This is a genomic window from Streptacidiphilus anmyonensis (assembly GCF_000787855.1).
Lineage (GTDB): Bacteria > Actinomycetota > Actinomycetes > Streptomycetales > Streptomycetaceae > Streptacidiphilus > Streptacidiphilus anmyonensis.
The window spans coordinates 1-1,211 of the sequence record NZ_BBPQ01000053.1 but is presented as its reverse complement, the minus strand read 5'-3'; the positions used below and the strand labels follow the sequence as shown (position 1 = coordinate 1,211).

General features: G+C 75.1%; 1 pseudogene. It reads left to right on the top strand.

Annotation, left to right across the window (positions count from 1 at the left end):
• A pseudogene (locus tag TR50_RS31310) lies at positions 1-1,211 on the top strand (hypothetical protein); the annotation flags it as partial.

Here is a 1,211-nt window from a genome sequence, read left to right as displayed (position 1 = left end):
TTGCGGACGCTGGCCGACAACGGGATCAGGCCGACCGGCGACCAGGCGACCGTGGTGGAGGAGTTCCGGGGCCGGATCCTGGCGGGCACCGTGGTCAAGCGCCTGGCGGGCGAGCCGGAGCCGATCCGCCTGCTGCTCCGTGCCCTGGTGGTGCTGGGGGACGGCGCGAGCTGGCGGGTCGCGGCCGGGCTGGCGGGGGTGGGAGAGGCGAAAGCCCGGGAACTCGGCCGCCGATTACAGCGGATCGGCGTGCTCACCCCCGGTGAGGTGGCGCGGTTCGGGCATCCGCTGGTCCGCGCCGTGATCGCCGAATCCCTGTTCGGGCCGGTGGAGTTGGCCGACGAACATGCCCAGGCGGCCGAACTGCTGCGGCAGGAGGGGGCGTCCGAGGCCGAGGTGGCGGCCCATCTGCTGCTGGCCGAACCCAGTGGTGAGACCTGGCGGGTGGACGTCCTGCGGGAGGCGGCCCGGGCGACCCGCGGCCGGGGGGCGCCCGAGGTCACCGTGACCTATCTGCGGCGCGCCCTGCGCGAACCGATGTCGGTCAAGGAACGCGGTCCGCTGCTGCTGGAGTTGGGCGCGGACGAGATGCAGGTGGATGTGGGGGCTGCCCGGCACCGGCTGGCGCGGGCCGCGGACGCGCTGACCGACCCCTACGCCCGCGCCCAGGCCGCCCATCTGCTCGCCCACGCGCTGTTCCTGGGGCAGCAGCACGAGGAGGCCGTCGAGGTGCTCGTCCGCGCGGTGGAGGACCTGCGCGAGGCGGAGGACGGCAGCGGTCTCGCCCGCGAGGTGTCCTGGTACCTGCAGGCCCAGATGCTGCTGGTCGGCTACGACCAGCTGTCCACCCTCCCCGCCGCCCGCGTGCGGGCGAGGCGCCTGCGGGACCTCGCACTGGCCGGTGACACCCCCGGGGAGTGCGCGGTCCTCGCCGCGCTGTCCGTGGCGGCCCTCAGCGGCGATGCCAGCGCCGCCGTCGCCGGTGACCTCGTCGACCGGGCGCTGCGCGGCGGCTTCGCGGGCGCGGACCACTCGCAGATGCTGCTGAGCCTGGCCGGGCTGGCGTTCGTGGCCACGGACCGGCTCGACGAAGCGGCGGCGCGGTTCGACCAGATCGCCGAGGTGGCCGGGCGCTGGGGTTCCTTCCTCATGGTGTCGGCGGCGCTGACCTGGCAGGTGTCGATCAGCCGCCACCGGGGTCGACAGCTCGC